General features: G+C 40.7%; 26 protein-coding genes and 1 tRNA gene. 17 read left to right on the forward strand and 10 right to left on the reverse strand.

The window, feature by feature from the left end; translation table 11 throughout:
- Positions 1–11: 11 nt before the first annotated feature.
- The 5 genes from ACL8WY_RS11915 to ACL8WY_RS11935 all read left to right on the forward strand — a co-directional run bounded on the left by ACL8WY_RS11915 (position 12) and on the right by ACL8WY_RS11935 (position 4,355).
- Positions 12–587, forward strand: coding sequence for an adenylate kinase (locus ACL8WY_RS11915; RefSeq protein ID WP_436514982.1), 576 nt, complete (start codon positions 12–14; stop codon positions 585–587).
- A 6-nt stretch (positions 588–593) separates the two neighbouring features.
- Positions 594–1,577 carry a GTPase ObgE gene (gene obgE / locus ACL8WY_RS11920; protein ID WP_436514983.1) on the forward strand — a complete coding sequence of 328 codons (984 nt, stop codon included), beginning with the start codon at positions 594–596 and terminating at the stop codon, positions 1,575–1,577.
- Positions 1,578–1,652: 75 nt separating this feature from the next.
- On the forward strand, positions 1,653–2,225 hold the full coding sequence (locus ACL8WY_RS11925) for a nucleotide exchange factor GrpE (protein WP_436514984.1): 573 nt from the start codon (positions 1,653–1,655) through the stop codon (positions 2,223–2,225).
- Position 2,226: 1 nt separating this feature from the next.
- Positions 2,227–3,348, forward strand: a complete 1,122-nt coding sequence (dnaJ, locus tag ACL8WY_RS11930; protein ID WP_436514985.1) for a molecular chaperone DnaJ — start codon at positions 2,227–2,229, stop codon at positions 3,346–3,348.
- Positions 3,349–3,473: 125 nt separating this feature from the next.
- Positions 3,474–4,355: a hypothetical protein gene (locus ACL8WY_RS11935; protein WP_436514986.1), complete on the forward strand. Its 882-nt coding sequence runs from the start codon at positions 3,474–3,476 to the stop codon at positions 4,353–4,355.
- A 52-nt stretch (positions 4,356–4,407) separates the two neighbouring features.
- On the opposite strand, the gene ACL8WY_RS11940 is transcribed toward ACL8WY_RS11935, so the two are convergent.
- From ACL8WY_RS11940 to ACL8WY_RS11965, 6 genes are all read right to left on the reverse strand, one after another.
- Complete coding sequence (locus tag ACL8WY_RS11940) at positions 4,408–5,061, reverse strand: lysoplasmalogenase (RefSeq protein WP_436514987.1); 654 nt, start codon at positions 5,059–5,061, stop codon at positions 4,408–4,410.
- Position 5,062: 1 nt separating this feature from the next.
- Positions 5,063–6,205 carry an MFS transporter gene (locus ACL8WY_RS11945; RefSeq protein ID WP_436514988.1) on the reverse strand — a complete coding sequence of 381 codons (1,143 nt, stop codon included), beginning with the start codon at positions 6,203–6,205 and terminating at the stop codon, positions 5,063–5,065.
- Between the two features lie 20 nt (positions 6,206–6,225).
- Positions 6,226–7,306, reverse strand: a protein-coding gene (prfB, locus tag ACL8WY_RS11950) for a peptide chain release factor 2 (RefSeq protein ID WP_436514989.1) whose coding sequence is annotated in 2 segments (ribosomal slippage) — positions 6,226–7,245 and positions 7,247–7,306 — 1,080 coding nt in all. Because the reading frame shifts where the segments join, the coding sequence is not laid out codon by codon here.
- Positions 7,307–7,402: 96 nt separating this feature from the next.
- A complete protein-coding gene (locus ACL8WY_RS11955) occupies positions 7,403–8,470 on the reverse strand; it encodes a branched-chain amino acid aminotransferase (protein WP_436514990.1) in 1,068 nt (355 codons plus the stop codon).
- Between the two features lie 33 nt (positions 8,471–8,503).
- Positions 8,504–9,064 (reverse strand): cob(I)yrinic acid a,c-diamide adenosyltransferase, encoded by a 561-nt coding sequence (locus ACL8WY_RS11960; RefSeq protein WP_436514991.1) that lies wholly within the window; start codon positions 9,062–9,064, stop codon positions 8,504–8,506.
- On the reverse strand, positions 9,061–9,774 hold the full coding sequence (locus ACL8WY_RS11965) for an ABC transporter ATP-binding protein (protein ID WP_436514992.1): 714 nt from the start codon (positions 9,772–9,774) through the stop codon (positions 9,061–9,063). The genes ACL8WY_RS11960 and ACL8WY_RS11965 overlap by 4 nt, the downstream gene beginning before the upstream one ends.
- A gap of 101 nt (positions 9,775–9,875) precedes the next feature.
- On the opposite strand from ACL8WY_RS11965, the gene ACL8WY_RS11970 reads away from it, so the two are divergent.
- Together ACL8WY_RS11970 and ACL8WY_RS11975 are read left to right on the forward strand one after the other, a co-directional pair.
- Positions 9,876–10,292: a hypothetical protein gene (locus ACL8WY_RS11970; protein WP_436514993.1), complete on the forward strand. Its 417-nt coding sequence runs from the start codon at positions 9,876–9,878 to the stop codon at positions 10,290–10,292.
- Complete coding sequence (locus tag ACL8WY_RS11975) at positions 10,292–10,624, forward strand: MGMT family protein (RefSeq protein WP_436514994.1); 333 nt, start codon at positions 10,292–10,294, stop codon at positions 10,622–10,624. The genes ACL8WY_RS11970 and ACL8WY_RS11975 overlap by 1 nt, the downstream gene beginning before the upstream one ends.
- Here the strand turns inward: ACL8WY_RS11975 and ACL8WY_RS11980 are convergent.
- Both ACL8WY_RS11980 and ACL8WY_RS11985 read right to left on the reverse strand, forming a co-directional pair.
- Complete coding sequence (locus ACL8WY_RS11980; protein ID WP_436514995.1) at positions 10,619–11,008, reverse strand: group III truncated hemoglobin; 390 nt, start codon at positions 11,006–11,008, stop codon at positions 10,619–10,621. The genes ACL8WY_RS11975 and ACL8WY_RS11980 overlap by 6 nt on opposite strands.
- A gap of 7 nt (positions 11,009–11,015) precedes the next feature.
- The gene (locus tag ACL8WY_RS11985; RefSeq protein ID WP_436514996.1) at positions 11,016–12,452 is read right to left on the reverse strand and encodes a sodium:solute symporter; all 1,437 of its coding nucleotides are present in this window, start codon (positions 12,450–12,452) and stop codon (positions 11,016–11,018) included.
- An 82-nt stretch (positions 12,453–12,534) separates the two neighbouring features.
- Between ACL8WY_RS11985 and ACL8WY_RS11990 the strand changes: the two genes are divergently transcribed.
- Both ACL8WY_RS11990 and recR read left to right on the forward strand, forming a co-directional pair.
- Positions 12,535–12,816, forward strand: a complete 282-nt coding sequence (locus ACL8WY_RS11990; RefSeq protein WP_436514997.1) for an ATP-dependent Clp protease adaptor ClpS — start codon at positions 12,535–12,537, stop codon at positions 12,814–12,816.
- Positions 12,816–13,424: a recombination mediator RecR gene (gene recR, locus ACL8WY_RS11995; RefSeq protein WP_436514998.1), complete on the forward strand. Its 609-nt coding sequence runs from the start codon at positions 12,816–12,818 to the stop codon at positions 13,422–13,424. The genes ACL8WY_RS11990 and recR overlap by 1 nt, the downstream gene beginning before the upstream one ends.
- Here recR and ACL8WY_RS12000 read toward each other — a convergent pair.
- Positions 13,421–13,627 (reverse strand): hypothetical protein, encoded by a 207-nt coding sequence (locus ACL8WY_RS12000; protein WP_436514999.1) that lies wholly within the window; start codon positions 13,625–13,627, stop codon positions 13,421–13,423. The genes recR and ACL8WY_RS12000 overlap by 4 nt on opposite strands.
- Before the next feature lie 30 nt (positions 13,628–13,657).
- Here ACL8WY_RS12000 and ACL8WY_RS12005 point away from each other — a divergent pair, with 30 nt between their 5' ends.
- The 4 genes from ACL8WY_RS12005 (at position 13,658) to ACL8WY_RS12020 (ending at position 16,906) form a co-directional block, all read left to right on the forward strand.
- Entirely contained in the window at positions 13,658–14,920 is a 1,263-nt protein-coding gene (locus tag ACL8WY_RS12005) for a UDP-N-acetylmuramoyl-tripeptide--D-alanyl-D-alanine ligase (RefSeq protein WP_436515000.1), read from the forward strand.
- A complete protein-coding gene (locus tag ACL8WY_RS12010; protein ID WP_436515001.1) occupies positions 14,920–15,579 on the forward strand; it encodes a DUF2461 domain-containing protein in 660 nt (219 codons plus the stop codon). The genes ACL8WY_RS12005 and ACL8WY_RS12010 overlap by 1 nt, the downstream gene beginning before the upstream one ends.
- 99 nt (positions 15,580–15,678) lie before the next feature.
- A tRNA-Val gene (locus ACL8WY_RS12015) sits at positions 15,679–15,753 on the forward strand.
- A gap of 463 nt (positions 15,754–16,216) precedes the next feature.
- A complete protein-coding gene (locus ACL8WY_RS12020) occupies positions 16,217–16,906 on the forward strand; it encodes a hypothetical protein (RefSeq protein WP_436515002.1) in 690 nt (229 codons plus the stop codon).
- Positions 16,907–16,959: 53 nt separating this feature from the next.
- Here the strand turns inward: ACL8WY_RS12020 and ACL8WY_RS12025 are convergent, their stop codons facing one another.
- The gene (locus ACL8WY_RS12025) at positions 16,960–17,313 is read right to left on the reverse strand and encodes a hypothetical protein (protein WP_436515003.1); all 354 of its coding nucleotides are present in this window, start codon (positions 17,311–17,313) and stop codon (positions 16,960–16,962) included.
- Positions 17,314–17,458: 145 nt separating this feature from the next.
- Between ACL8WY_RS12025 and ACL8WY_RS12030 the strand changes: the two genes are divergently transcribed.
- The 4 genes from ACL8WY_RS12030 to ACL8WY_RS12045 all read left to right on the forward strand — a co-directional run bounded on the left by ACL8WY_RS12030 (position 17,459) and on the right by ACL8WY_RS12045 (position 20,986).
- On the forward strand, positions 17,459–17,938 hold the full coding sequence (locus tag ACL8WY_RS12030) for a YHS domain-containing (seleno)protein (RefSeq protein ID WP_436515004.1): 480 nt from the start codon (positions 17,459–17,461) through the stop codon (positions 17,936–17,938).
- A gap of 89 nt (positions 17,939–18,027) precedes the next feature.
- A complete protein-coding gene (locus tag ACL8WY_RS12035; RefSeq protein ID WP_436515005.1) occupies positions 18,028–19,107 on the forward strand; it encodes a metallophosphoesterase in 1,080 nt (359 codons plus the stop codon).
- Entirely contained in the window at positions 19,104–19,994 is an 891-nt protein-coding gene (locus tag ACL8WY_RS12040; RefSeq protein WP_436515006.1) for a glycerophosphodiester phosphodiesterase family protein, read from the forward strand. Before ACL8WY_RS12035 ends, ACL8WY_RS12040 begins: the two co-directional genes overlap by 4 nt.
- The gene (locus ACL8WY_RS12045; RefSeq protein WP_436515007.1) at positions 19,991–20,986 is read left to right on the forward strand and encodes an adenosine kinase; all 996 of its coding nucleotides are present in this window, start codon (positions 19,991–19,993) and stop codon (positions 20,984–20,986) included. Before ACL8WY_RS12040 ends, ACL8WY_RS12045 begins: the two co-directional genes overlap by 4 nt.
- Positions 20,987–21,013 lie beyond the last annotated feature (27 nt).

Below are 21,013 nucleotides of genomic sequence, written 5' to 3' on the forward strand. Positions count from 1 at the left end.
AAATTGAAGGTATGCTAAATATTATTTTGTTTGGTCCTCCGGGAGCTGGGAAAGGGACTCAAAGCGAGCGGCTAATTGAGAAGTACGGACTGTATCATATTTCAACTGGTGATCTATTCAGGTGGCATACCAAGAATGACACTGAGCTTGGCAAAAGGGTAAAAGAAATAATTAACAGTGGGCAATTGGTTTCTGACGACATAACTATTGCTATGCTGCGAGAGGAAGTAGAGAAAAATCCTGATTCAAAAGGATTTTTATTTGACGGTTTTCCAAGAACCGTAGATCAGGCAAAGGCCCTTGATAATCTAATGGAATCCATGGACTCCAAGATTCATTCAGTAATTGAACTAAGTGTTACTGAGGAGGAGGTGCGGCAACGGATTGCCAAAAGGAAGGAACTTGAGAATAGAGTGGATGATGCCTCAGATAAGCTGGATCGAAGAATCAATGAATATTTTAGCAAGACGGTTCACGTACTTCCATTTTACCAAGAACAGGGGAGACTCTCTACAGTAAATGGTATCGGCAACATAGAGGATATCTCACAAGATATAGATAAGACCGTCTCAGCAATAGAGGTCTAAAGACCCATGGAATCTAACTTTATAGATTACGTCAAGTTCTACGCACGCTCTGGCGACGGTGGATCTGGATCCGTACATTTTCGTAGGGAAAAGCACGTCCCAAAAGGAGGCCCCGACGGTGGCGATGGAGGAAAAGGAGGAAGTATAGTTCTCCGCGGCAACAGTCAGCTTTGGACACTTCTTCACCTCAAGTACAAAAAACATATCATGGCTGAAAATGGAGGCAATGGAGAGGGGAATAGACGGTTTGGCAAAGACGGTGAAAATATAGTTTTAGAAGTGCCAATTGGCACGATAGCCCGTGATTCGGAAACTAACGAAAAGCTCCTGGAGATCATGGAGGATGGAGAAGAGAAAGTGCTTGTTTCAGGTGGCATCGGTGGAAGAGGAAATGTGCATTACAAGACCCCGACCAATCAGACTCCAAGATATGCTCAGCCAGGTATAGAAGGTATTGAAAAGTGGGTCATTCTGGAGTTAAAAATATTGGCTGATGTAGGTCTGGTAGGATTTCCAAACGCTGGTAAGTCGACCTTACTTTCGGTGGTTTCAGAAGCTAAACCAGAGATTGCAGACTATCCATTCACCACGCTTGTTCCAAACCTGGGTGTGGTGCCATACAGAGACTATAAGTCATTTGTAATGGCCGATATACCAGGAATAATTGAAGGTGCGGCCGAGGGTAAAGGACTAGGCAATAGATTTCTTCGTCACATCGAGCGAAATTCAATATTGCTATTCATGATTCCGGCGGATGCCGATGACATTAGAAAGGAGTTTGACATTCTAATGGGTGAACTTGAAAAGCATAATCCAGAACTGATGGATAAGGATAGGCTCCTCGCCATCTCCAAATCAGATCTTTTGGACGAGGAACTCATGGAAGAAATGAGGGCAGAGCTTCCGGAGGTAGAAACGCTGTTTATTTCAAGCGTCACCAGTTACGGGATTCAGGAGCTGAAGGATAAGATCTGGGAACGATTAAACTAAACTGACATATTGGCACATCAAGAGCCATTGGCAAAGAAATTGTCAATCAGAAAATATCTTTAAGCATATTGAAGAATGAAGGAAACAAAAGAAAAAGTGAATAAAGATCAGGAAATAGTTGAGGAGCAAGAAGTAAATGCTGAAAATAGTGATGGGAATGAGAAAGCTAAAAATGAAGCAGCAGAAGAAGAATCTTCAGAGCCGACACTAGAGGAGCAATTGGGTGAAGCCAAAGACAAATACTTGCGTATATATTCTGAATTTGAAAACTTCAGACGTAGGACTTCCAAAGAAAAACTTGACTTAATCAGCACTGCCAATAAAGATTTAATGGCAGACCTCATTCCTGTATTGGATGATTTTGAGCGTGCTATGGCAGCCTCAGAATCAAGTAAGGACATCAAAGCTTTGAGAGAAGGAATGTCACTTATTCAAAACAAACTGAGCAAATCTCTCGAAAATAGAGGTTTGAAAAAGATGGAGGTGAAAAAAGGTGATGACTTTGATGATGAAAAACATGAGGCGATCACACAGATACCTGCAGAAAAGAAGCTTGAAGGAAAGATCGTAGATGTGGTGGAGCCTGGTTATACACTCGGAGAATCCGTTGTAAGGTTTGCAAAAGTAGTTGTAGGAGCGAAGCAATAAGATGGCAAAAAGAGATTATTACGAAATATTAGGAGTTGATCGTTCGGCTAGTAAAGACGAGATGAAGAAGGCCTATCGAAAGATTGCCATCAAATATCATCCTGACAAAAACCCTGATGACAAGGAAGCTGAAGAAAAATTCAAGGAAGCTGCTGAAGCGTATGAAGTCTTAAGTAACGATGAGAAACGTCAGCGTTATGATCGCTTTGGCCACCAGGGTGTAGGTGGAGCAGGCGGTGGATTTGGCGGTGGCAATATGAATATGGAGGACATATTCTCTCAGTTCGGTGATATTTTCGGAGGTGGTGGTAGCCCTTTTGATAGCTTCTTCGGAGGCGGTGGAGGTAGAGGCGGCCGCAGAACAAGAAAAGGTACCAACCTTCGCATCAAACTTAAATTGACACTTGAAGAAGTCGCTAACGGTGTTGAGAAAAAAATAAAGGTAAATCGGCTCATAGTTGATCCTGACACCAAGTTTCAAACCTGTTCCAGCTGTAATGGCTCTGGTCAGGTTCGGAAAGTGATGAATACCATGCTTGGGCAAATGATGAGTACCTCTACTTGTCCGTCATGCGGAGGTAGTGGTCAGACAGTGGAGAGCAGAGCGGCAGGCGTGGATAGCTCCGGGCTCAAAAGGCAAGAAGAAATCATCCCTATTAAGATTCCTGCTGGTGTAACCGATGGTATGCAATTATCTATGTCGGGCAAAGGAAATGAAGTTGCTGGAGGCATTCCCGGAGATTTATTGATCCTGGTAGAGGAAGTAGAAGATGATACACTCAAGCGAGATGGCAACAATGTCATCTTTGATCTCTACGTCAATTTCATCGACGCGGCGCTTGGTACTTCCATAGAAGTGCCAACGATTGGAGGAAAGGCAAAAATTAAAATCGATCCAGGAACACAAAGTGGTAAAATCCTCCGATTGAGAGGAAAAGGAATCAAGTCTATTGAAGGATATGGCCAAGGTGATCAGCTCGTTCATGTAAATGTATGGACGCCTAAAAAGTTAAGCACAGAGGAGAAAGCAACTCTTGAAGCTTTGAGAGAATCTCCTAACTTCCAGCCGGATCCGGGAAAGGCTGATAAGAGCTTTTTTGAGCGAATGAAAGAATACTTCTAGCAGTGTTCAACAGCCTTTTTTTGAGTTATAGGCACATAAAAAAAATAAACACCAAAAATTGTTCTAATTCGTTCGGCGAAATGTAACATCCCGAGTCTCAATTCGTAATACACACCATGTTGCGGTTGGTATTAATCTCGGGGCTTTCCCTGACGATGAGCATATGTGCGGTTGCACAACTTTCAAAATTTTATACGATAAAGAATTCTTCGGATTTCGATACCGTTGACTTCTATTTAAAAGCTACAGCTACCAATTGCTTATTGAAGCAATCCGATGTAGATAATAATCCATTAACAATTTATGGTAATCCCGATCTGGAAAAGATCAACCCTTCATTTGCCAGCAAGGTGAAAAACAATACCTGCTACTCTAAGCTGGTGTTGGACGAGTACAATTCCTCAGGTTTCGGTGATAGTTTCACAATGGCGGTTTCCAGAAGCGACAAAGACAATGATTTTTGGAAAGTAAATCTAAATAACGATAAGATTTACAAACTAAATCTCATTTACGGTTTGGGCAATGCGGATGTAAACCTTACAGGGTCATCTGTTCAGCGCTTAAAAATCAAATCTGGCAGTGCGGATATTGTTGTCGGATACGACGATGGCAATATGAATCCAATCAAGATGGATACCTTTTTTGTGAAAGCGGATTTTGGATCAATTGTAGCTAAGCGCATGGATTTGGCTCGCGCAGAAAACGTCATCACAAAAATAGGTTTCGGAAACGTGCTACTAGATTTCGATCATGAAATGTCCGAAAAATGCAATGTGAATGCGTCCGTTGGAGCTGGAAATCTTGAGATTCTACTTCCCAAAGAAGGAACGCCGGTTAGAATTAAAATCAGAGATTCTCCACTCTGCGCCATCAAGATTGCTAAAGGATTCGAAGAAGTAGAGAAGAATGTTTTTGTGAATATGAGCTATACAGCGGACGCGGAAAACCTGCTCACCTTCGATGTAGATGTTGCACTTGGCATGGTCCGCTTCAAGTACACTGATTAGCAATCCAAAAGCTATCGTTTCATAGTCTTCTTCTGTCGAGCTCTTTTAGACTCTACTCCACATGCTTCAAAATCCCCTGAACAAGCAATAGCTGTGCAGCACAATAAGTTGACATGATAAAAACACCAGCGTATGGTATTGCCGTGTGGAAGGAATTAAATGCTAGGATTGAATCAGAAGCTAGGAATAAAATACTTCCAAAAAAGGCTAGTTGGTAGCTATTCTGTGCCGTGTTACCCTCTCTCAACCGTGCCATGATTGCCATTATCATAATAACGGATCCATAGACTATAATTGGGATCGTAAAGTCACCAGCAGGCAACAGCATAAAAAAGAGTACGCCCGCGTAAATCAGAAATGGTAAAACCTTCATCAATTCAAAAGAAGGCTTTTGGTAAATGGATTTTTTAAGCACAACAACATATGTGATTTGTGCAATAAGGAAAAGACCAATACCCGCCATGAAGAAAGCTTCTTTCTCCTGGTACATCAGAACCACGTCTCCAAGCCAAGAGAAGATCAGCGCCACCGATAATAGAAGTATTCTGGCTGTGGTTTTACCCAAACTAGACTTATAGACATATAGCATAAGCAAGGGCATCAATAGCGGTTTAGTGTATTGATTGAGCTCCTCTGAAGGAATCACTTTGGCAATGAGATTAGCTATGGATACAGCGATGTAGATCCATAAAAGATATCTAGTCATTTTATTTTCCTTTAAACAAAAGGTAAATAAAAGCTAAAAATGCGAGGCTACCACATCCGGTAAAGACGAGCGGAAAATTGTCAGGATTTCCATTATAGATCTGCCCGGCAAGCAAAGCTCCCATTCCTATGCCTATTTCCAGCGCCATGAAGAGTGTGGAAAATCCTCTGCCTCTAAATTTGTCTGGAGCTAAATCAGCTGCCCAGGCAAACAGTGCCGGAGAAGAAAGCCCATAGCCAGCACCAAATATTAAGGCTCCGGTAAATAATTGAAAAGCTGATTGCGAAAACCCGATATAAACAGAGCCTGTTCCTACAATTAACATGGCCGCAATTAGTACTTTTCGCCTTCCAAATTCATCTGATAGCCTCCCACCCACAACACGTGAAACCAGGGATGTCATTGTGAAATAAGAGAAGAATAATCCTTTGTTGGCAATGCCAAGAGAAACACTAAGATCAGGGGCAAGAGTTAATGCAGCACCAAAAGAGAAGGTAACCAACATCATAACTACCGATGGTACTAGAACTGTTGGCTCATAAATATCCACAGCTTTTATTTTCAACAAACTCCCGGAAAATTTCTGCTTGTTTTCCACCGTCTCTTTCATCCCTGCGATTACAATCACTGAAAGTAAAGCAACGCCTGCGCTGCTATAGAATAATACATTAATATCACTATGAATAGCAATTACACCTCCTACATAATTACCAATACCCATGCCTGTCATTCCAAAGAAGCTGAGTATACCCATTCCTTCTCCACGACGGTTTACAGGCACAATATCTGCCACGTATGCAGCCGTGCCAGTAGGCTTGAATCCAGTCGAGAATCCATGAAGAAAACGGATAAAAAGAAAGGCGTAAATGTTAAGGAAGAAAGGATAGAATAATGAAACCACTGCGGTGACCGCTGCACCAAACACCATCACAGGGATTCTTCCCCAGGTATCGGTTAGCTTCCCACTAAATGGTCTTGAGATAAGTGCTGTCAAGGTGAAAAATGTGATATGAAGTCCGATGTAATCTTCACCTCCAAATGTCCGCATAAAATCCGGTAGCTCAGGGAGCACCATATTAAACGAGCCAAAAAATAGAAAAGAACTTAAGGATAGCAACCAGAAGTTCAGTGAGTATTTTTTCATGCGTTAGATTGAGTGTTTAGCTACTCCTCATGTAGGAGGAAGGCTTTGATATAATCATTCAAATCTCCATCAAGCACGTTCTGCACATCCGTCCGTTCAAAGCCTGTTCGAGCATCTTTTATGAGTTTGTATGGATGCAACACATAATTTCGAATTTGCGATCCAAAATCTATAGCTTTTTTTCCAGCTTCAATATTTGCACGTTCCTTGTTGCGCTTCTCAATCTCCATTTGATAAAGCTGAGACTTCAGCATTTGCATGGCTCGCTCCCTATTGGCAAGCTGTGATCGTTCAACCTGACAAACAACTACAATTCCGGTTGGCTTATGAGTAAGTTGAACTTTTGTCTCCACCTTATTTACATTCTGCCCACCTGCGCCTCCGGATCTTGAAGTATGCAATTCTATATCGCTTGGATTTATATCAATTTCTATGGAATCATCTGCAACTGGATAAACATAGACAGAAGCAAAAGAAGTATGTCTTCGTCCACCACTATCGAAAGGTGAAATTCGGACTAATCGATGTACGCCATTTTCTGACTTCAGATATCCATAGGCAAGGGGGCCATCAAATTCCAGCGTCACTGATTTAACGCCTGCCACATCTCCGGCTTGATAGTCAACCTCACGGACCTTATACCCGTTGGTTTCTCCCCACATTATGTACATACGCATTAGGATACCTGCCCAATCATTGCTTTCTGTACCACCGGCACCTGGTGTGATTTGCAACATAGCAGAAAGTTGATCTTCTTCCTCCCCAAGCATTTTTTTAAGCTCGAGCTCTTCCAGTTGCTTGAATGCACTGTTATATGCTTCTTGCACTTCCTCATCAGAAGCTTCTCCTTCCTGATTGAATTCGTAAAGGGTTTCTACGTCACCAAGCGAAGTTTCTACCGCTTCATAGCTATCCGTCCAGCCTTTCAGGCCACGGATCTTTTTCATGGTTTTCTCAGCATCTTCGGGATTGTTCCAGAAGTCTGGTTGAGCGGTGACTAGTTCTAATTCTTCGAGGTTTTTTTTACGACCATCATAGTCAAAGGTACCCCCTCAAGGCATTAACACGAGCCTTTAAATCTTTCAATTCTTCGTTTGTCATGGAATATTAAAATTGAAGTGGCGAAGATAGTAATACATTGATCTCTTTCAAGATTTCGCTGAAATCAATGCTGATTTTAATCTAGAAATTAAAAACTCAACCCACCTTATGCATCCATCCAAACCGATCTTCTTCCTGACCTAGTTTGATTTTAGTCAAAGAATCTAACAATCTATTTGAAATGGTTCGAGTTTCTACCGCAGGCAATTCATAATCAGTTCCTTCATATCCGATAACTGCTATGTGGGAAATTGTAGCGGCCGTACCAATTCCGAACGCTTCAGTTAATGTGCCTTTATTGATAGCTTCAATTACTTCATCAACTTTAATTGGCCGTTCTTCTACTTTTAGCCCCCAATCTTGTGCTAGTACCAAAGCGCTTTCCCGAGTAATTCCAGGTAAAATTGAGTCGCTTGTTGGAGGAGTAATGAGTGTGTCATTGATTACGAACATAATGTTCATCGTGCCCGACTCCTCAATAAATTCATGTGTTTGCCCGTCTGTCCATACAAGCTGATGATAGCCTTGTGCTTGTGCTTGTTTTGCTGGATATAGAGAAGCTGCATAGTTGCCAGCCGTTTTTGCTGCTCCTACGCCGCCTCGGACAGCTCGTGTAAATTGCTTTTCGATTTTCACTCGCACAGGCTCAGAGTAATAACCACCCACAGGGCCAGTAATCACCATAAATTTGTAAGTCTCCGATGGACGTACACCTATGAAAGGATCATCAGCAAACTGGAAAGGTCTGATGTAGAGAGACGTGCCCGGATTATCCGGAACCCAATTTTGATCAATTGCGATAAGTGCTTCAACGGCCTCCATGAATAATTCCTCAGGAACAGGAGGCATACACATACGCTCTGCACTTTTGATTAACCTCTTAGCATTAGCTTCAGGTCTGAAAATTAGGATGTCGCCATTATCAGATTTATGGGCTTTCAATCCCTCAAAAATACTTTGTGCGTAATGAAGTGTGGCGTTGGCCGGACTCACCGAAAGGTTCTGATAGGGTGTTATTCTTAAATCTGTCCATTCACCGTTTTTATAATCGGCTATAAACATATGATCTGAAAAAGTTTTACCGAATGCCAAGTTATCGAAATCGATTTCGGGTAGTCTGGAATCTTGTGTTTCCGTGATTTGAATATCCAACGTCTCTGTCATTTTCTACAATCTTTGGGTTGAAATTGGGTTTTTTCAATCAGTCCCAGGTGCCCAGGGAACCTCCTTCACACCTAAAATGTGGCCGATTGCGCGCGCAAAGATGAACAAATAATCAGACAATCTATTGATGAATTGTAATATAGACTCATCTACTGGCTCGTCTGTACTTAACGAGATGATGCTTCTTTCGGTTCTCCTGCATACCGTTCTACATATGTGCGCCAAGGAGATAGCCGGGTGTCCTCCCGGCAATATGAAATTTTTGAGCGCAGGCACCTCACCGTCGAATTTGTCTATCCAAACCTCTAGTTGTTGCACCTCGGTTTGCGTCACTTTTGGAAGTTCAAATCCTTTGAAACCAGCCTCTGTGGCCAAAAGACTTCCAATAGAAAACAGATGCTCCTGAATCCAATACAGTTGCTGTTTGAGACGATTTTCGACAGCTTCATGATCTTTTAGATGCCCAATAAAAGCATTAAGCTCATCGACATTGCCGTATGCATCTATGCGTAAGTCAGACTTAGATACTTTCTTTCCTCCTAAGAGAGAAGTTTTTCCCTTGTCTCCCGTTTTGGTGTAGAGTTTTGCACTCATGCTGGCGTTCTAGCGGATCTAATATTTTTGTTGACGGTATCAGTTTCTACTAGCCCATCGCGAAGACGTACGATTCGATGTGAGTATTCGGCAATATCTTCTTCGTGAGTAACCATGATGATGGTATTGCCTTTGTCATGCAACTCCTGAAAAAGATCCATGATATCGTAGGATGTCTTTGAATCCAGATTACCGGTAGGCTCATCCGCAAGTATAATACTTGGGTCATTTACCAAGGCTCTTGCTATCGCAACCCTTTGTCGCTGACCACCAGAAAGTTCATTTGGCTTGTGGTAGGCCCTGTCATCTAATCCAACCCCTGCCAACGCTGCTAATGCTTTTTCTTCTCGCTCTGAAGAATTATATCCTGCATAAACAAGTGGTAAAGCCACATTTTCAAGCGCTGATGCTCTTGGCAAAAGGTTGAATGTTTGAAATACGAAACCAATTTCTTTATTTCTGATCTCAGCTAATTCATTTTCAGTCAGGTCACTTACGTCATGATCGTTCAGCACATATGTACCATCAGTTGGTGTGTCCAAACATCCAATGATATTCATTAGGGTGGACTTACCGGAACCTGATGGGCCCATAAATGACACGTACTCGCCTTTATCAATATTGATTGTGATCGATTTCAGGGCCATGATGATTTCACTGCCCATTACGTATTTCTTGGAAACTTCGGAGGTCGAGATTATACTGCTCATTTGCTTTGTTATGTTCGGCTAAAGTAAAAAATAATGGTAAGGCCTTTGCAAGACACTAACACGTTTTTTAGATAGTTTTGGTTCTAATATTGTTACACACTATGATGACTATTTTGCTAGCACTTTTGTTTCAACCACAACTTTCCGGATGGGAATTATTGTCCTCTGTGGAAATAATCATGGGTTATGATGAATTTATGAGTGCCGAAGTTGAACAACCTAAATTTTCTGAGCAACTAAAATTACGGGAAGGGAAAGAGCTGACCCTTGAAGGGTTCATAATACCACTTCAACAGGAGAGCAATCAGGACTATTTTGTGCTCTCACGCTTTCCCTATCAGTCTTGCTTTTTCTGTGGGGCAGCAGGCCCAGAAACAGTCGTAGAGGTGTATTCGGATAGAGATTTCAAGTACACAGACGAACGCGTAAGAGTGAAAGGAACACTTCGGCTGAACGATGACAATCCATTGCACCTGTTCTTCATTTTAGAAGATTGTGTGGTGGAAAAACTGGACTAATGGACAAGGATGGTTTTTTCAATGATGTTTATGAGGTCGCCAAACTAATTCCTAAAGGCAGGGTGACAAGCTATGGAGCTATTGCCGCATATCTGGGTGTGAAACGCTCAGCTCGAGTCGTTGGATGGGCAATGAATGGAGCTATATCCAATCACGATGTACCCGCCCACCGAGTAGTCAACAGGATTGGGGTCCTTACAGGCAAAAATCATTTTGAGTCTCCAAATCGTATGAAAGAACTGTTAGAAGCGGAAGGTGTGAAGGTCGAAAAAGATCAAATCATCAATTTTGAAAAGCATTTTTGGGATCCAATGATAGAATTAGGACTATGAGCTTTTCTCTCTAGCTTGATATAATTTAATAAACATGATATTGGCAATGTTACTGGCTCGTTGCTTAGCCATATCGGCTTTGGATCCCATAAACATCGAATCAACGGTCTCATGCCATATTTCTACCCATTTATTAAAGTGAGATTGGCTTAATGAATGATTTAACTTCTCATCTACTTCCTGATGAAGAGCCATTGGATTTCCCCTGTATGTACCCGATGCAAAAATCGTAGCTGCCCAAAAGCCAGAGACTTTTTGAATGTGCGGTTCCCAATCATCAACAAATTGATTGAATATTGGTCCGAGCATGCTGTCCTTTTTGGCTTGATCGTAAAAGGAATCAACTAGTCGATATAGGTCTTCGGGAGTTTCGATATCAGTCATGAATTTGCTATTTGCTTCTGATAAAAAACAAACCGATCAGCATAATCAATCCATTTAGAATTAAGATTTCAAATCCGAACTTGTATCCATTTAATAATTGTTCAGAATTGATATTGATGATATAACTCAATATAGGAGAGAGAACACATATCAACGGGACCAGGTTATCCTTGACTTGATAGTTTGTGAAAATACCAAAGGTGAAAAGTCCAAGCAATGGCCCATATGTGTATCCAGCTGCAATGAAGATGGAGTTGATCACACTTTGATCATTAATGGCCTGAAAAATGAGAATGACGAAAAACAGAATGATCGAAAATCCAAAATGAACACCAATTCTTAATCTCTTTCTCTCTTCATAATTTTCTTTTTTAAACCCTAAAAAATCGACACAAAAAGAGGTTGTCAGTGCCGTAAGTGCAGAATCTGCACTCGAATAGGCCGCTGCAGTAATTCCAAGGAGAAAGGTGACGGTTCCAATAGTCGAGAAGTTGCTAACTGCCAGCATGGGAAATAAATTGTCGGACCTCTCAGGCAAGGCTATGTTGCCGATCTCAGCATACTGATAAAGCAAAACTCCAAGGCTGAGGAACAAAAAGTTTACAATAACCAAAATGATGCAAAACCAGAATACATTCTTTTGTGCTTCACCAATATTCCTGCAGGTTAGGTTTTTCTGCATCATGTCTTGATCAAGACCGGTCATAACGATGGCTATGAAGGCACCGCTAAAAAATTGCTTGAAGAAGTTTCTTCCACTTTGCCACTCCCAATTAAAGATAGTAGATCGTTCATCTTGAAAGATGCTGGAAGTAAGCTCTGTCCAGGTCCATGAAAGTTCGTTTTTGATAAATAAAATGCTGACAATAACTGCAATCAGCATAAAGGTGGTTTGAAGAGTGTCAGTCCATACAATGGTTTTTATACCGCCCTTAAAGGTGTATAGCCAGATTAGGACAATTGTCGTCAGAACCGATATCCAAAATGGAAGATCATAAGCATCAAAAAAAGCAATTTGAAGGACGCCGGCGACCAGAAAGAGCCTAAAGCTTGCCCCAATTATTCTGCTGATGAGGAAGAAGAAAGCACCTGATTTGTAAGACCAAAATCCAAAGCGTTGTTCCAGATAAGTGTAGATGGAAACTAAATTCAGCCGATAATAAAGTGGAAGAAGCACTTTAGCGATCACAAAATAACCCACTAAATAACCTAGCACTACCTGGAAGTAGTAGAAGTTGGAGTTTGCCACTTCGCCCGGTACGGAAATGAAGGTCACACCGGATAGAGAAGCACCGATCATTCCGAACGCCACCAAATACCATTTCGACTCGCGGCTCGCGGTATAAAAGTCGGTTGACTTTGCATTTTTTGATGTCAGCCAGGAAATACCAATCAACAATATGAAGTAACCTAAAACAATCGAGCCAACGAAAATCGGATTCATGGTGTTTATAAAGTTAGACCTGCAAATTACAAATCATGTAGGTTCTGATGCAATTATTAATTTTGCAGTAAAGTATAGAGGAATGAGTACTGAATTCGACATAGAGGAAGAGATACAAACCAAAGATGACATTGGGAGTGAGAGTGTACGCGACCTTATGGTCTATAATGACGACTTTAATACGTTCGATCATGTGATAAATACGCTTGTGAAAGTATGTAAACATGACATTCACCAGGCTGAGCAATGCACTTTCTTGATCCACTACAAAGGCAAATGTTCAGTAAAGAAAGGTGCCTATGAGGAGCTCAAACCGATGAGAGAAGGAATCACGGAGGTTGGCATAAAAGCGTCAATTGTCTAATGGAATATCCGTCGCAGCTGGTGGAGCGTGCCGTTGAGGAAATCTCAAGACTTCCAGGGATTGGAAAAAAAACAGCGCTAAGATTGGCTTTGCATCTTTTAAAGCAACCCGAAAATTCTACCCTGGAATTGTCAACAGCTTTAAAGGACCTGCGCGAAAACATCAAGTATTGTAAAACGTGTCACATTATTGCTGACACAGAAGAATGTACCTGCCAAAATGCATACAGAGACACATCAGTAATATGTGTAGTAGAAGATACTCCTGATGTATTGGCAATCAGAAATACAGGGCAGTACAACGGCCTTTTTCATGTACTTGGAGGGCGTATATCTCCAATGGATGGAATCGGGCCGGAAAATGTGAAGATTGATTCTCTAATTAACAGAATTAAAACAGACGATCAAGTAAAGGAAGTCATACTCGCACTGAGCGCTACGATGGAAGGCGATACTACATCATTTTATATTACTAAGCTGCTCAAAGAGTTCGGAATCAAGGTCACAACTATTGCTCGTGGAATTCCTGTAGGAAGTGAGTTAGAATTTGCGGATGAGGTGACATTGGGAAGGAGTATAGCCACACGTACGCTTTTCAATCAAGATTAGTCTTTTCTTCGACCTCCGGGTCTCAAGTTTTGGGAAAGTAGCACAGCAATACCCAAGGCCATAATCAGAAAAATCCAACGCGGATTTCCTTCTTCATAAGTCTTGAGCAAATACCAGACACTAAGTACCATGGCGAGCACCACTCCGGCAAATGCAAGCGGTCGGATAAGTCTTGGATCCATGCTGTAAATATATGTGGTCAAAATTGGCTAGTAAAAGATATTTTTGCTGCAATGGGCGATTTTATTGAATTTCTTTACTCACGGTTTCTACTAAGCGATGGCGTTTCTATTGATACACGAACGATCGAACCAAATAACTTATTCTTCTCCATTAGCGGGCCAAATTTCAACGCAAACGAATTTGCCGATGAAGCATTAAAAAAAGGAGCAGCGTATGCAGTCGTCGATGATGAGCAGTTTGTCACGGATGATCGAATTATCCTGGCCGAAGATTCATTGAAGGCACTGCAAACTTTGGCTGCCTTTCATCGCGAAAGATTCAAGAGACCAGTTCTGGCTATTACAGGATCCAATGGAAAAACCACTACCAAAGAATTGATCAGTCGAGTCCTTTCTGAGAAATATATCGTACATGCAACAAAGGGAAACTACAACAACCACATCGGTGTGCCGCTTACGCTTTTGCACATTCATCCACAAATAGAAATCGCCATCATAGAAATGGGTGCCAACCATGTAGGTGAAATAGCTAGCTATTGCGATATAGCAAAACCTACTCATGGTCTGATTACCAATATTGGGCGCGCACACACCGAGACCTTTGGTGGCATTGAAGGTGTGATTCGAGGTAAAAGCGAACTGTTTGACTTTATCAGAAAAACTGATGGAACAGCGTTTGTTAATATGGAGGATTCTGTGCTTTCCAATATGGCAAAACGATTCGAATCACCAATTTTATTTCCACCTGAAGATTTCAGGCTAACCTCATCACAGCCATATATAAATATATCTCTTGCTGGTGTAGAGCAGGAAACTCAAATCATTGGAAGATATAATTATAGCAACATTGCAGCAGCGGTCTCGATTGGAAGACACTTTAACGTATCTAATGAAAATATTCTAGGCGCGATTAGTACCTACGAATCTGATAACTCAAGATCTCAGATTGTCCGGAAAGGGTCAACCACAATTATTCTGGATGCGTACAATGCAAACCCAGACTCGATGAAGGTCGCCATTGAAAATCTATCCGAACAAAAAGGTGATAAGTTGGCCATACTTGGCGATATGAATGAGGTGGAAGATTCTGATGTTCAGCACGCAGAATTACTCGAACATGCCAGAAAGTTGGGACTAACCCAAGTGCTTACCGTCGGTGAAAAGATAGGAAGAGTAGCAAACCCTAATCATCATTTTGATTCCAAATCTGCCCTGGAGGAGGAGTTAAAAAAGATGGATTTGTCAAAATCAACTGTCCTTTTAAAGGCTTCTCGATCGATCAAACTAGAAAGTATTTTAAAAAGTATAGCATAATGGATTTACGGTTCACACTCAATTTTCTGTCCGATCTGGCAAAGCACAACAAAAAGGAATGGATGGATGACAACAAGAAACGATATAAAGAAGCTAAGGATCAGGTCATTGAGCTTGTTTCTGAGATTATCCTAAAGTCGTCTGCTTTTGATCCTTCCATTGCAAGCGTAGATCCCAGAAAGACTCTATTCCGGATCAACAGAGACATTAGATTCAGCAAGAATAAAGATCCATATAAGACCAATTTTGGAGCAGCTATTGTTGAGGGTGGAAGAAAGTCGGGCAATCCGGGCTATTACCTTCATATAATGCCGGACAACAATTTTGCTGGAGGTGGGGTTTATCAACCATCATCTGATATGCTACAAAAGGTAAGGCAAGAGATCGACTATAATGGAAAAGAAGTTCGTGCCATCATTGATGACAAGAACTTCAAGAAGACATTTGAGGAGCCCTATGGAGACGACAAGCTCAAGACTGCTCCAAAAGGTTATCCAAAGGATCATGAAAATATCGATCTGCTACAGCTCAAACACTATGTTTTTATGAAGAAAATGACCGATAACCAAGTCACCTCTAACGACTTTGCCTCCGAGGTATCGGATGTTTATAAGACGCTGCATCCGTTCAACATATTTCTGGCAAAAGCCCTGGACTGAAAATTATTTTGTGAAGAGACTTGCACGGAAAGCAAAGCGTACTAAATTTGCACTCCTTTTGATCACCAAAGCGATTGTAGCGGTGATTTTTTATTGAAAGGGCGCTTAGCTCAGTTGGTTCAGAGCATCTGGTTTACACCCAGAGGGTCGGGGGTTCGAATCCCTCAGCGCCCACACCTAGAAACCCTGATTCAGAAATGAGTCAGGGTTTTTCTTTTTTTAATTACCTAGAAATATTTGAGGGATGAGGACCAGGTTCGAAACCTGAGCGAAGTGAAGGTTCACGAGGGGTTGAGCGCAAGGAATTGAGCGTATGAGTAATCCCTCAGCGCCCACACCTAGAAACCCTGATTCAGAAATGAGTCAGGGTTTTTCTTTTTTAATTACCTAGAAATATTTGAGGGATGAGGACCCAGGTTCACGAGGCACGCGGATTATGGCATGGAACATAGGTGGAACTGATTATGAAAGTAAATCACAACACATACCTGTTAATGAACTAGTTATGAATTTTAAGTTTAAAAATCCACATATTATCACCTAATCAAATCACCTAATTCAAAAGCCAATTTTATACGGATATATGAAGGCCCTTTTAATATTCATTTTTGCATCATTGAAATCAACACAGCATTATATGGACTTTTCTTCACACATTCTGGCACTTGTATTTTCTGCACTAAGCTTAGGATCTTTTGCTCAATTAGCTCTGGACGACAAAGAGGTTTTGGTTAAAAGTGAATTATCGGGAGATGATTTAACAGCTCCACGAACCGATCTCCTTCGCACTGAGGTTGAAGATTTTATTTATGGCCCTGCGACACGCATCAAATTCAAAATCATTGAGGAAGAATCAGGATTAGCGACCACTTATTTCAAGATAGCGGATTTAGCTTACATGAAGTCCGATGGCAGGCAAATGGTTCCACATCAGCTTAGCGATGGTGCTTATCAAATTGAATACTATAGCGTAGATAAAAACGGAAATCAGGAACAAATAAGAACAGGAGAGATCTACATTGATAAAAAAGGACCAAAAATAAGCGCTGGATTTGGCACAACGCCAAGTTCCTTTGAAAACGGACTGCCGATATTCTCCGGGGACTTCCAGTTACAAGTTGAAGCAGCGGATGATCATGTGAAAGTTCAGAAGCTTATGTATAAGATCAATGATGGCGAGATGGTAGTTAGTGATAACGCCGAGTTTATAGACCTGACAAATGTGGTTAAAACCCTTGATGAAGGATTAGTGAAAATTGAAATTCGCTCGTATGATACTTTCTACAACTTCTCGAAAGAAGTGGTGGAGTTCAAAATAAAAAAATAGGCTAAGGAAAAGCGAGATACAAAGCCTGATGTGAAAGCATCAGGCTTTTTTATTTAGCTAACCAAATAATCTTTAGCAGTTTCTTCATCATCAAAAGGACGCATAGCACCTCCAAGTAGTCTATTGTACCCCGATAGCAAAACCTTTTTTGCCCCGGTGATGCCAACCACGGCGCCTCTTACTGGCACCCCTTTTGTCTCCTTTCCTAATTCCCGTATGTAGGCTGTAAACTTCCTGGTAGCTGGTGTGTCAGCAATATTTACAAGTCGAAGGTGATAACCTGGGTCTGACAGTAAAAACTCTTTTAAAGAGCGTGCAATTTCTAACATTTCAGACTCTGACCTTCGCCTGTAATCAACGTAGATTATTTCTTTTCCCTTGTGAGTGATTTTTTGAATTCCCGGCATGCTCTAAGGTATGTGTGAACCACTAAAATAAATCAGTTGGTCAAAAAATCTAAATGTCTTCCTTAAGACCTCAGCCAATCAAAGAACCTTATTTCCTGATCTATCAATTTCGATCTTCGTAAACCCATCGAAACGAAAAAAAACCATGAAAAAAACATATATTTTTATAGCCATGCTCTTTTTGATGTCGGCCTGCAGCAGCGACGCAGAGTCACCAAAAGACGAAGTATACAACGTAGGTGGTGTGGCACTAGACGGATATGATCCAGTAGCCTACTATGAACAAGGAGAAGCAAAGAAAGGGACAGAAGCAGAGTCTTTCAATTACAATGGATTAGCATATCACTTCTCAAGCACAAAGAATCGATTACTATTCATGGAGAATCCCAATAAGTACCTACCTAATTATGGGGGATGGTGTGCATATGCAGTGGCCGAAACATCTACTAAAATGAAGCCGGATCCCGCACAGTGGCAAATACAAGATGGCGAACTGATCTTGTTTACTTCGAGCATGATTACAAAACTTACTGGAAGCCTAAAAGATGAATGGAATGAAGATCCAGAAGCATTTGAGACAAGAGCAGATTCCAATTGGACTGAAATGAACCAGGTCACACCCTAATGTTATTTTTTCTTCTTATTCGCTAAAATTTCTTATCAAATTGAATGCATGTTTCTAATTTGGCATCTTGATTTCGCGGAATTTGGTAGATGTCTAAGAAGAATCAGGTAAAAACAAAAGCTCTTTACAGGAAGCTGAACAAGCTTTTTGACGCAAGCCCTACCATTGAACTTTCAGCAAGAAAGCGATGGGTAATATTTTCAGATCTTCATATGGGAGATGGTGGAGCGACTGATGATTTCAAGCGAAACGCAAAGCTCTTTAGAACTGTTCTAAACGAGTATTACCTGTCAAATGATTATGCATTGATTCTAAATGGCGATGTAGAAGAACTACAGCGATTCCAGTTACGGAAGATCATTGACAAATGGAAAGCGATCTATGAGCTGTTTGATGCCTTTAATGCAAAAGACAACCTCTTTAAAACAATTGGGAATCACGACCTTGAACTGCAATTGATGAAGGACCTGCCGTTTGAATACAAACATTATGAGTCGTTAAAATTGAAGTTTGGAGAGAATTACCTCTTCGTTTTTCATGGTCATCAAGCAAGCAAAAAGTATCAGGAACATAATGAACTGATAGGGTTTACATTAAAATATTTTGCCAATCCATTAGGAATAAAAAGCTATTCAGTTTCGCATAGCAGCCAGAAGCAGTACAAGATTGAGAAAAGCGTCTATGGGTTTTCAACATTTTATAAAACCATGTCCATTATTGGTCATACTCATAGACCATTGTTCGAATCACTCCATAAAGTTGATAGGCTAAAATATAAGATCGAACAATTATGCAGAGATTTTATTGATGCTGAAAAAGATGAGAAAGAGTCGATTAGAGCTGAGATTAAGTCTCACAAAAAAGAACTAAAAAAATTCTACCGACAAAACAAAGATCATAGTTTTCAGAACTATGTATATAATACAATGTTTCATATTCCATGTGTATTCAACTCGGGTTGTGTGGTTGGCAAGCGAGGCATGACTAGTTTAGAAATAGAAGATGGCAAAATCAGGCTTGTTCATTGGTTTGATAAAAAGATTAGTAAGAAATATTTAAAGCAAGGTGGCTATCAGCCGGAGCAGCTTAGTAATTCAGATTTCTACCGAATGGTCATCAACGAAGAATCACTGGACTATATCTTCACACGAATCAATTTTTTATCATGATATACAGATACCTATTCATATGCTTTGTGATTTTGGCTTCCTGTGAAGCCAAAAATAATGACACCGAAATATTCGATATTCAAGGGCATAGGGGTGCCAGAGGCCTTGCTCCAGAGAATAGCCTTCCAGCCTTTATTGTAGCTTCCAACTTAGGCGTAAACACCTTAGAGTTGGATGTTGTAGTAACTAAAGATCATAAACTAGTTGTTAGTCACGAGCCCTACTTTTCTCCGGTTTTCTGTAGAGACAGCCTTGGAAATGAGATTCCTTCAGATTCAGTAATCAATATTTATCAGCTCAACTATGATCAAGTCAAAGAATTTGACTGTGGGACATTAAGAAATCCAAGTTTCCCTAATCAAAAAAGAATTGCAGTTTATAAACCACTATTAGAAGAAGTTATTGACAGTGTTGAGTCCTTCAATAGGAATAAAAAAATAAAAGCGATTAATTATAACATTGAGCTTAAAACCACATCAAAAACGGATTCTATTTTCCATCCTGAGCCTGAGGTTTTTTCTAAACTGGTATATCAGGTTTTGGAGGATAAAAAAATATTAGATAGGGTAACGATTCAGTCGTTTGACTTTAGAACACTAAAATACTTCCATGAAAATTATCCGGAAGTTGATCTGGCAATTCTTATAGAAAATGACTTAAACTGGAAATTAAATATTGATTCACTTGGGTTTACTCCCAAAATCTATTCATGCAATTATCGCTTACTTTCGCAAGAAAGTATCAAGGAAATCAAGTCAAAAGGAATGAAGGTTATTCCATGGACAGTGAATGATTTCTTTGAAATGAATAAACTAATAGCTTGGGGTGTGGATGGAATTATCACAGATTACCCAGATAGAGCATTGATTATTAAAAAGCGAAAATGAAAAAATACGACGTTTGTGCCATTGGTAACGCTTTGGTGGATTATGAAATTGAAGTAGAAGATCAATTTTTCAGTGAAAATGAAGTGGAAAAGGGTCTAATGACACTTGTAGATGAAGAAAGACAAGGGTTACTTCTATCCAAAGTAGCTGGAAACGTCAAAAAAAAGCAGGGAGGTGGCTCGGCAGCCAATACAATTTTTGGCTTAGCACAATTTGGCGGTAAAGGCTATTATACCTGCAAAGTGGCAAATGACGAAGATGGAACGTTGTTCACGCAAGATTTAGCATCTGCAGGAATCGACACCAATCTAGATTCGAAAAATCTTCATCCAGGAGTAACAGGAAAGTGTCTTGTAATGGTTACTCCGGACGCTGAGCGTACGATGAATACTTACCTTGGAATCACAACCAATTTTTCTGTGGATGAGTTGAGCGAAGATGCAATCAAAAACTCCAGCTATATATTTATGGAAGGGTTTTTGGTATCATCCCCAACAGGTTTAGAAGCAATGAAAGAAGCTAAGCGCATAGCATCTAATAATGGTGTGAAAGTAGCACTTACATTTTCAGACCCGTCCATGGTTAAGTATTTTAATGATCAGATGAAAGAGATAGTTGGAGATGGCGTTGATTTGTTGTTTTGCAACATTGAAGAAGCGGAGCTATTTGCAAGAGTAGAAGGGATGGAAGCTGCAAAAAAAGCAATTGGAAAGGTGGCTAAGGAATTTGTAATCACAAAAGGCAAAGAAGGAGCACTTGCTTATGACGGTACAACTCACCATGAAATTCAGCCGTTCCCTACAAAAGCAGTAGACGCTACTGGTGCAGGTGATATGTTTGCAGGTGCTTTCTTATATGGCATTAATAACGGCCGTACACATGCGGAGGCAGGAAAACTGGCAAGTGCGGCAAGCTCAGCAGTTGTTTCCAAGTACGGTCCAAGATTAAACCCAAATCATATAAAAGAGGTTTTGTCATTGCTGGAAAAGTGAAGTTTATTTGGCTTAGAGAATTATAAT

It is taken from the genome of Ekhidna algicida (assembly GCF_051379705.1).
GTDB lineage: Bacteria > Bacteroidota > Bacteroidia > Cytophagales > Cyclobacteriaceae > Ekhidna.

What these genes read in the sequence shown, in the direction of transcription:
- ACL8WY_RS12040 (WP_436515006.1), top strand. Translation starts at nt 19,104, where the DNA reads ATGATATACAGATACCTATTCATATGCTTTGTGATTTTGGCTTCCTGT.
- ACL8WY_RS11975 (WP_436514994.1), top strand. Translation starts at nt 10,292, where the DNA reads ATGGACAAGGATGGTTTTTTCAATGATGTTTATGAGGTCGCCAAACTA.
- ACL8WY_RS11915 (WP_436514982.1), top strand. Translation starts at nt 12, where the DNA reads ATGCTAAATATTATTTTGTTTGGTCCTCCGGGAGCTGGGAAAGGGACT.
- ACL8WY_RS11945 (WP_436514988.1), bottom strand. Translation starts at nt 6,205, where the DNA reads ATGAAAAAATACTCACTGAACTTCTGGTTGCTATCCTTAAGTTCTTTT.
- ACL8WY_RS11965 (WP_436514992.1), bottom strand. Translation starts at nt 9,774, where the DNA reads ATGAGCAGTATAATCTCGACCTCCGAAGTTTCCAAGAAATACGTAATG.
- ACL8WY_RS11985 (WP_436514996.1), bottom strand. Translation starts at nt 12,452, where the DNA reads ATGAATCCGATTTTCGTTGGCTCGATTGTTTTAGGTTACTTCATATTG.
- ACL8WY_RS12010 (WP_436515001.1), top strand. Translation starts at nt 14,920, where the DNA reads ATGGATTTACGGTTCACACTCAATTTTCTGTCCGATCTGGCAAAGCAC.
- ACL8WY_RS11940 (WP_436514987.1), bottom strand. Translation starts at nt 5,061, where the DNA reads ATGACTAGATATCTTTTATGGATCTACATCGCTGTATCCATAGCTAAT.
- dnaJ (WP_436514985.1), top strand. Translation starts at nt 2,227, where the DNA reads ATGGCAAAAAGAGATTATTACGAAATATTAGGAGTTGATCGTTCGGCT.
- obgE (WP_436514983.1), top strand. Translation starts at nt 594, where the DNA reads ATGGAATCTAACTTTATAGATTACGTCAAGTTCTACGCACGCTCTGGC.
- ACL8WY_RS11970 (WP_436514993.1), top strand. Translation starts at nt 9,876, where the DNA reads ATGATGACTATTTTGCTAGCACTTTTGTTTCAACCACAACTTTCCGGA.
- ACL8WY_RS12020 (WP_436515002.1), top strand. Translation starts at nt 16,217, where the DNA reads ATGGACTTTTCTTCACACATTCTGGCACTTGTATTTTCTGCACTAAGC.
- ACL8WY_RS11990 (WP_436514997.1), top strand. Translation starts at nt 12,535, where the DNA reads ATGAGTACTGAATTCGACATAGAGGAAGAGATACAAACCAAAGATGAC.
- ACL8WY_RS12025 (WP_436515003.1), bottom strand. Translation starts at nt 17,313, where the DNA reads ATGCCGGGAATTCAAAAAATCACTCACAAGGGAAAAGAAATAATCTAC.
- ACL8WY_RS11925 (WP_436514984.1), top strand. Translation starts at nt 1,653, where the DNA reads ATGAAGGAAACAAAAGAAAAAGTGAATAAAGATCAGGAAATAGTTGAG.
- ACL8WY_RS12035 (WP_436515005.1), top strand. Translation starts at nt 18,028, where the DNA reads ATGTCTAAGAAGAATCAGGTAAAAACAAAAGCTCTTTACAGGAAGCTG.
- ACL8WY_RS12005 (WP_436515000.1), top strand. Translation starts at nt 13,658, where the DNA reads ATGGGCGATTTTATTGAATTTCTTTACTCACGGTTTCTACTAAGCGAT.
- recR (WP_436514998.1), top strand. Translation starts at nt 12,816, where the DNA reads ATGGAATATCCGTCGCAGCTGGTGGAGCGTGCCGTTGAGGAAATCTCA.
- ACL8WY_RS12045 (WP_436515007.1), top strand. Translation starts at nt 19,991, where the DNA reads ATGAAAAAATACGACGTTTGTGCCATTGGTAACGCTTTGGTGGATTAT.
- ACL8WY_RS11955 (WP_436514990.1), bottom strand. Translation starts at nt 8,470, where the DNA reads ATGACAGAGACGTTGGATATTCAAATCACGGAAACACAAGATTCCAGA.
- ACL8WY_RS11960 (WP_436514991.1), bottom strand. Translation starts at nt 9,064, where the DNA reads ATGAGTGCAAAACTCTACACCAAAACGGGAGACAAGGGAAAAACTTCT.
- ACL8WY_RS11980 (WP_436514995.1), bottom strand. Translation starts at nt 11,008, where the DNA reads ATGACTGATATCGAAACTCCCGAAGACCTATATCGACTAGTTGATTCC.
- ACL8WY_RS12030 (WP_436515004.1), top strand. Translation starts at nt 17,459, where the DNA reads ATGAAAAAAACATATATTTTTATAGCCATGCTCTTTTTGATGTCGGCC.